A 7,123-nucleotide genomic window follows, 5' to 3' on the forward strand; every position below is an offset into this window, starting at 1 on the left:
CATTGCAAGTTGCGCAACAATGAGGCCATGGACCAGCTTGAATCAATGCGGGTGTTCGTCGCCGTGGCCGATGCCCAGAGTTTCGCCAGCGCCGCCCGTTGGCTGAAATGTTCGCCCGCGGCCGTGACCCGCGCGGTGGCCGCCCTGGAGGCCCACCTCGGCGCGCGCCTGCTGCACCGGACCACCCGCAGCCTGCGCCTGAGCGAAGCCGGCGAGCGCTACCTGGCCGACTGCCGCCGCATCCTGGGCCAATTGAACGAGGCCGATGCCGTGGCCAGCGGCGCGCACGTCGAACCCCAGGGCTACCTCACAGTGACGGCCCCGGTGTTGTTCGGGCGCATCCACATCGCGCCGCTGATGCTGGACTTCCTCAAGGCACACCCGCGTGTGCAGGCCAAGGCCTTTTTCGTGGACCGCGTGGTGCACCTGATCGACGAAGGCATGGACGTGGCCTTGCGCATCGCGCACCTGCCCGACTCCTCCCTCAGCGCCGTCAAGGTCGGGAGCGTGCGGCGTGTGGTGGTCGCCTCGCCCGATTACCTGGCACAGCATGGTGAGCCCATGTCCCCCGATGAACTCGGCCAGCACGACGCCATCGGCACCTCGACCTCCGGCGGGCCCTTCACGCCCTGGCAGTTCGCCCGCCCCGATGACCCCAAGCGCGAGTTGCACCCGGCGCCCTCACCCCGCGTGCAATGCACGGTCAACAGCAGCGAGGTCGGCATCCTGGCCGCACGGGCCGGTCATGGGCTGGCGCGGGCCATCTCCTACCAGGTGGCCGAGCATGTGGCCTCAGGCCATCTGCGCATCGTGCTGGCGGCTTATGAACCAGCCCCCGTGCCGGTGCATCTGGTGCACCCCGAAGGCCGGCATGCCGCCGCCAAGGTGCGCGCTTTCGTTGACTTCGCGGTGGCGCGCTTGCGTGCCCACCCTGCGCTCAACGAGTTTGATCCGACCCGTTCACTGTGATACCGGCATAGGCCACCCGGACTTCTTCAACACCGTGCACGCGCTCCAACCTTCGCACGATGAAATGCCCGCGCGCCATGCACTGAAAGTGCTCCATGAACAAGGTGTTGATCACCGCGCCGCCCACGGCCCCGACGATGGGCACGGCCTGGGCCATCACCTTCTCGGACACGTTCACTGAAAAGCGCGATGCCACTTGCGCGATGAGCTGAACCAGCGCCGTTCCCTTGCGCTGAACCAAACCTTTCTGCGCCACCTGTCGGGCAGCCTCAGACACCGCCTGCGCCATGGCCGCGCGGGCCGCAAAGTAGCCGGTCTCTGCCGCATCGTCCTGGGCAGATCGGCCCCCCAACGCCAGCACCTGCACGCACGCCAGTTGGGACTCGGGCGTGCTCAGATCCTCTCCCTCGCTGCGCGCCACATCCGCGATCGAGCGCAACATGATCGTCGTGGACACCGGCAATTCGATCAACAAGGTGGACAGGCCAAACGCACCACCCACCGCGCCACTGGCCCCCACCGCCAGCTTGTGCCAGCCGTTGGACGAGTGGCTGGCGGGCAGGCTGTTCATGGTGCTCAAAGCCACGTCCATGGCCTTGGCAATGGCCTTGCTGGCAGCCTCGTTGATCACGGTGCCCCACTTTTTAGGCAGCATGCCAAAACCCCTCTCAAGCGGCGTGCCCAGCACATCACTGATCCTGGCCACCAGGCCGGGGTTTTCAAGCAGCGCCTTGGCTTGGCGAAGGTCGCCCATGTCGGCAGATGAAAATGGCATGTTGTGGTCCTTTGTTTGACCTCTCGGTAGCAATTGGTGCGCCCACGCGTGGCCACCTGCGGGCGCCGCCTAAAAAAGGTATTCTGAGGGCCATGCGTGAACCACGTGCCCACCACCGCCTTGTTCTGATGGCGGCCGCCATCGCGGCCCTGCATGGCGCGTCCGCCAACGCAGAGTCCTTGCGCTGCCATGGCAACATCGCCTCCGAAGGCGACTCACGCCTGTCCGTGTTGCACAAATGCGGCCAACCCATGCTCACCGACAGCTTCTGTGCACCGGTGTATTACGCCCCCTCCCTGATGCCCGTGCCCCAGCCATTTGCCAGTGTGGTGGCCCCGTGCCAACAGGTCGAGGAATGGCTGTACGACCGGGGCGAAGGTAACCTCATGGCCACCGTGCGGTTCAAGTCGGGGGTGGTTCAGTCCATCACCTACGGCCGAGCCCCCAAATGACCCAGGATCAACGCTTGACCTGGTAGCTGGCCTGGTCAAAGCTTTTCAGCTGGCTGCGAAAGCGGAAGGTGAAGGTGGGCCACAGCGTGTTGTTGCGGCCATTCTCACTGAGGTACCAGCTCTTGCAACCACCGTTGTTCCACACGGTGCCCACCAGCATGCTTTGCACCTTGTCGTTGTATTGCTTGAGCACTTCAGGCCGCACATCCACGCTGCCCAGCTTCTGGTCGCGCATGGTCTTGATCGCATCGACCACATAACGCGCCTGCGATTCGATCACGTAGATGATGGACGTGTGCCCCACGCCCGTGTTGGGCCCCACCATCATGAACAGGTTGGGAAAGCCGCTGATGGTGGTGCCGCGGTAGGCCTCGACGCCCGATTGCCAGACATCGGCCAGATCACGCCCTGCAGTCCCGATGAAAGTGCCCTTGGGTGCCAATTCCTGAATCTTGAAACCTGTGCCGAAGATGATGGCGTCCACCTCGCGCTCGGTGCCATCCTTGGTGACGACACGCTTGCCGCGCACTTCCTGGATGCCATCGGTGACCAGGTTGACGTTCGGGCGGGCCACGGCCTGGTAGTAGTCATTGGACAGCAGCACACGCTTGCAGCCGGCACGGTAATTGGGTGTCAGTTGCTGGCGCTTGACCGGGTCTTTCACGTGACGGTGAATGTGCGCCTTGGCCAGCCATTCGACCGCCGCCATGACCTTGGGAAAGGTGGTAAAGCCCAGCACATAGCATTCGCGCAGACCATAGACACACGCGCGGTAGATTTTTTGGGTGAAGGGCAAGGCGCGGAACATGGACTTCTCCCAGCCACGCACCGGGCCGTCGGCCTTGGGCAGCACCCAAGGCGGCGTGCGTTGAAAGTAATGCAACTCGCTCACCTTGCCCACGATCTGCGGCACGAACTGGATGGCGCTGGCACCAGTGCCAATCACGGCCACGCGCTTGCCACGCAGGTCAAAATCATGGTTCCAGGTGGCCGAGTGGAAGGACTCGCCTTCAAACTGGTCCAGCCCAGGGATGTTGGGGTACGACGGGTTGCTCAATCCACCCATGCCCGAGACCACCACGCTGCCCTCAAAGACGCGGCCGTCCTTCGCGGTCACCGTCCAGCGCTTGGTCGCCTCGTCGTAGCGGCACTCCTGCACATCGGCCTTCAGGCGCACGTGCGGCGTCAAACCATACTTGCGCGCCACATGCCGCTGGTACTCGAACAGCTCGGGCTGGGTCGGGAAGGAGCGCGACCACTCCGGGTTGGGCTCGAACGAGAAGGAATACAGCGTTGAAGGCACGTCGCAAGCCGCGCCCGGATAGTGGTTGTCGCGCCAGGTGCCACCCACGTCATCGCCCCGCTCCAGCAGCACAAAATCTTCAATGCCCGCCTTTTTGAGCTGCACGCCCATGCACAGGCCGGAAAAGCCAGTGCCAATGATCAGGATCGAGGTTTTTTCGGTGGAAGCGTTGGTGGCTGACATGGTGCGATTCAGGGTCAAAGTGCGAGTGTCTGGCCTGCACTTTAATAGTGACAACAATCATTGTCAATATATTTGATCACAAACGATGTCAGATATTTCAGGCCTGGACACCCCTAGCCGCACTGCCAAGCGGTGAAAGTTGCTCCGGTCCATGCCCGCTTCTCGCGCGGCTGCCGCCATGGAACCCGCATGCTTGCCCAGGGCCGCCTCGATCCACCGCCTCTGAAAGGCTTCCGTGGCGGCACGCAGTCCCTGCCCGTCAACCATCTCCACCGGTGGTGGCAACTCGGCACTTGATGTCTGCGGCTGCGTGCCACCACCGGCCACATCGCCCAAGTTGAGGTGCCCCGGGTCAATGGCCACCCACCTCGCGCTGCGCCCCTGCTCCGACAAGGCACGCAGCGCGGCCCGGTTGATCAGGTGCTCCAACTCGCGCACATTGCCAGGCCAGTCATGCGCCAGCAAAGCCGCCTTGGCCAGCGGCGACAAGCGCAGATTGCGCGCGCCCAAACGGTGCTGGTTCTCTTCCAGAAATCCACCAGCCAAGGTCAACACATCGCGGCCACGCTCTCGCAGTGGCGGCACGTGCAAGGGGTACACCGACAAACGGTGGTACAGGTCGGCGCGAAAACGCCCCTGCGCCACCTCCTGCTTCAGATCGCGGTTGGTCGCGGCCAACACCCGCACATCGACCCGCAAGGCCTTGTCGCTGCCCGGACGTTGCAGCTCCCCACTTTGAAGCACGCGCAGCAGCTTGGCCTGCACCGAGGGCGACAGCTCGCCCACCTCGTCCAGGAACAAGGTCCCGCCATCGGCCAACTCGAACTTGCCCACCCGGTCCTGCACCGCCCCGGTGAAAGCGCCCCGCTTGTGGCCGAACAGCTCGCTGTCGGCCAAGGTGTCGGGCAAGGCCGCGCAATTGAGCTGGATGAGGGGGCGATCTCGCCGCGCGGACTGCGCGTGCAGTTGCTGCGCCACCAGCTCCTTGCCCACCCCGGTCTCGCCCAGGATCAACACCGTCAGGTCTGACGACGCGACGATGTTGATTTCACCCACCAACTGCTGCAGCGATGCGCTGTGGCCCAACAGGCGCCGTGGCTGTTGGCCGGTTTGCAGCAAGGCCCGCGACACGGCCTGCTCGCGCTCGGCCCGTTCGGCCAATGCTCCAATGGTGTTCTGCTTTTCGATGCCGTCTTCCAGCAAGGCTGTCAAAGCCCGAAGCTGTTCGGGCGAGACGCCCGCCAGGGCCCCTGGGGTCAGCGCGTCCAGGGTGATCAGCCCCCACAGGCGGCCGCCCACCATCAGAGGGGCGCCCATGCAGTCGTGCACCGGCAGGATGTCCGGGTGGCCGGCCACCAGACCATCGTAGGGATCGGGCAAGTTGCAATCGGAGGGGAAACGCAGCCCCTGCCCGCTGGAGAGCAACTGCGCCAACCTGGGATGCTGGGCCACGGCGAAACGCCGACCCAGGGTGTCGTCGCTCAAACCATCGATGGCCACGGGCACCAGCACATCGTGCTCCAGCCGCAGCAAGGCGACGGCATCGCACTGCACCAACGCCCGCGCGGCAGAAAGAAGCCTCTGATATGGTGCCAGCACACCCTCATTAGTCAATTCGACAACATCCATGTCATTCAGACAACAATCATCATGCTGTCATCTTAACAACACTTGAGCAAAGCCACTTGTGAATCAAGCACTTGCGCGCGGTGCAGGTTTGGCACGGTATTTGGATTGGAGTGAGGCAGACGTTCAAACCACCCTCAGGAGCCCAACCATGTTTTCTGCCCAAACCATCGCCCTCATCAAGGCCACCGTGCCCGTGCTCAAGCAGCACGGCGAGGCCATCACCACGCATTTCTACCAGTTGATGCTGCGGGAGCACCCCGAGCTCAAGGCCTTCTTCAACGAGGCGCACCAGGCCCATGGCACGCAAGCGCGCGCACTGGCGGGCGCCGTGCTGGCCTACGCCGCCAACATCGATCGCCTGGAAGCCCTGGCAGGCGCCCTGCCCCGCATCATCCAGAAGCACGTGTCCTTGGGCGTCGAGGCCCAGCACTACCCCATCGTGGGCCAGTGCCTGCTGCGCGCCATCAAGGAGGTGCTGGGTGAGGCCGCCACCGACGACATCATCGCCGCCTGGGGCGAGGCCTACACGGCCCTGGCCAACATCCTGATCGCCGCCGAAGAACAGGTGTACCAGGACAACGCCGCCAAGCTGGGCGGATGGCGTGGCACGCGCGCCTTCAAGGTCGCGCGCAAAGAGCCTGAGAGCGAGCTGATCACCTCGTTCTACCTGGAGCCCACCAATGGCGGGGCGCTGCCTGCTTTCCAACCCGGCCAATATCTGACCCTGGTGCTCAAGGTGCACGGACAGGAGATGCGCCGCAACTACTCGCTATCGGATGCGCCGGGCAAGCCCTGGCTGCGCATCAGTGTGAAGCGCGAAGCTGGCGGGCTGGCCTCCAACTGGTTGCATGATGAAGTGCAAGTGGGGCAGGAACTGCAGGTGCAGGCCCCCAGTGGTGATTTCGTGCTGAGCGAAGCAACAACGCGCCCGCTGGTGCTCGTCACTGGCGGCGTGGGCATCACGCCCGCCATGAGCATGCTGGAAGCCAATGCGGCGTCCGGTCGCCCCATTCATTTCATCCACGCGGCCCGCCATGGCGGGGTGCACGCATTTCGTGATCGGGTGGACGAGCTGGCAGCCCAGCACGCCAACGTGCGCGCCACGTATGTGTACGAGCAACCTCGTGGTGCAGAGCGCCCCCACACCATCGGTCGGGTGACCCAGGATCTGCTCGGCCAGCACCTGCCCGCCGACCGCGACGTGGACGTCTATTTCATCGGCCCCAAGCCCTTCATGCAGGCCATCTACCAGATCGGCCGAGACCTGGGCGTGCAGCCCAGCCAGCTGCGCTACGAGTTTTTTGGGCCCATGGAAGCCATCACCGCGTGAGCATTCAAGGCGGGCCCGCGGCTGAAAGGGCCGTCCAGTCGTTGGCACAAAGCATGCATCCGGATTTGTCCCGGGAGACATGTCGTGAACAGTCAACGCGAACGGCGCCTAGAGCCCCGCCCACTGCCGAATGCCTTGCCCCGGATTCAGATCACGCGGGTGAATGCCCGCGTGCCCATGAACCGTGCAGAACAACGCGTGGCGCTGCTGATCTGGGTGTGCTCGATTTGCATCGCGGTGCTGGCCGCAACCAAGATCTGCGAAATCCTTTATGAGGTTTGCTTGGCGATTGGCCAGGCCCTGGCCAGGCAGTGAGGCGGTGCACCGGCACCAAAGCGCGCCCAAAGAAAAACCCCCTGCAAGTACAAGACTTGCAGGGGGATCTCTGTTTTGGCGGAGATGGAGGGATTCGAACCCTCGATACGCTTTTGGCGTATGCTCCCTTAGCAGGGGAGTACCTTCGACCACTCGGCCACATCTCC

Annotated in this window: 7 protein-coding genes and 1 tRNA gene; 4 read left to right on the forward strand and 4 right to left on the reverse strand. The window is 63.9% G+C overall.

What is annotated here, in order from left to right:
• Nucleotides 1-27 precede the first annotated feature (27 nt).
• Complete coding sequence (locus Q7V20_RS13650; RefSeq protein WP_304791993.1) at nt 28-969, forward strand: LysR family transcriptional regulator; 942 nt, start codon at nt 28-30, stop codon at nt 967-969.
• On the opposite strand, the gene Q7V20_RS13655 is transcribed toward Q7V20_RS13650, so the two are convergent.
• Nucleotides 938-1,744, reverse strand: a complete 807-nt coding sequence (locus Q7V20_RS13655) for an EcsC family protein (protein WP_304791996.1) — start codon at nt 1,742-1,744, stop codon at nt 938-940. The genes Q7V20_RS13650 and Q7V20_RS13655 overlap by 32 nt on opposite strands.
• Nucleotides 1,745-1,836: 92 nt before the next feature.
• Between Q7V20_RS13655 and Q7V20_RS13660 the strand changes: the two genes are divergently transcribed.
• Nucleotides 1,837-2,196 carry a DUF2845 domain-containing protein gene (locus Q7V20_RS13660; protein WP_304791998.1) on the forward strand — a complete coding sequence of 120 codons (360 nt, stop codon included), beginning with the start codon at nt 1,837-1,839 and terminating at the stop codon, nt 2,194-2,196.
• A 7-nt stretch (nt 2,197-2,203) separates the two neighbouring features.
• Here the strand turns inward: Q7V20_RS13660 and Q7V20_RS13665 are convergent, their stop codons facing one another.
• The gene (locus Q7V20_RS13665; RefSeq protein ID WP_304792001.1) at nt 2,204-3,682 is read right to left on the reverse strand and encodes an NAD(P)/FAD-dependent oxidoreductase; all 1,479 of its coding nucleotides are present in this window, start codon (nt 3,680-3,682) and stop codon (nt 2,204-2,206) included.
• Nucleotides 3,683-3,745: 63 nt separating this feature from the next.
• On the reverse strand, nt 3,746-5,281 hold the full coding sequence (gene norR / locus Q7V20_RS13670; RefSeq protein ID WP_304792003.1) for a nitric oxide reductase transcriptional regulator NorR: 1,536 nt from the start codon (nt 5,279-5,281) through the stop codon (nt 3,746-3,748).
• A 178-nt stretch (nt 5,282-5,459) separates the two neighbouring features.
• On the opposite strand from norR, the gene hmpA reads away from it, so the two are divergent.
• Both hmpA and Q7V20_RS13680 read left to right on the forward strand, forming a co-directional pair.
• Entirely contained in the window at nt 5,460-6,641 is a 1,182-nt protein-coding gene (hmpA, locus tag Q7V20_RS13675) for an NO-inducible flavohemoprotein (RefSeq protein ID WP_304792006.1), read from the forward strand.
• Between the two features lie 84 nt (nt 6,642-6,725).
• The gene (locus tag Q7V20_RS13680; RefSeq protein ID WP_304792009.1) at nt 6,726-6,956 is read left to right on the forward strand and encodes a hypothetical protein; all 231 of its coding nucleotides are present in this window, start codon (nt 6,726-6,728) and stop codon (nt 6,954-6,956) included.
• Between the two features lie 76 nt (nt 6,957-7,032).
• Here Q7V20_RS13680 and Q7V20_RS13685 read toward each other — a convergent pair.
• Nucleotides 7,033-7,123 (reverse strand) — tRNA-Ser (locus tag Q7V20_RS13685).

The sequence above is a fragment of the Aquabacterium sp. genome (assembly GCF_030652515.1).
Taxonomy (GTDB): domain Bacteria; phylum Pseudomonadota; class Gammaproteobacteria; order Burkholderiales; family Burkholderiaceae_C; genus Aquabacterium.

Excerpts from the sequence above, each read along its gene's own strand:
- Q7V20_RS13650 (WP_304791993.1), top strand. The coding sequence starts at position 28 with ATGGACCAGCTTGAATCAATGCGGGTGTTCGTCGCCGTGGCCGATGCC.
- Q7V20_RS13655 (WP_304791996.1), bottom strand. The coding sequence starts at position 1,744 with ATGCCATTTTCATCTGCCGACATGGGCGACCTTCGCCAAGCCAAGGCG.
- Q7V20_RS13660 (WP_304791998.1), top strand. The coding sequence starts at position 1,837 with ATGCGTGAACCACGTGCCCACCACCGCCTTGTTCTGATGGCGGCCGCC.
- Q7V20_RS13665 (WP_304792001.1), bottom strand. The coding sequence starts at position 3,682 with ATGTCAGCCACCAACGCTTCCACCGAAAAAACCTCGATCCTGATCATT.
- hmpA (WP_304792006.1), top strand. The coding sequence starts at position 5,460 with ATGTTTTCTGCCCAAACCATCGCCCTCATCAAGGCCACCGTGCCCGTG.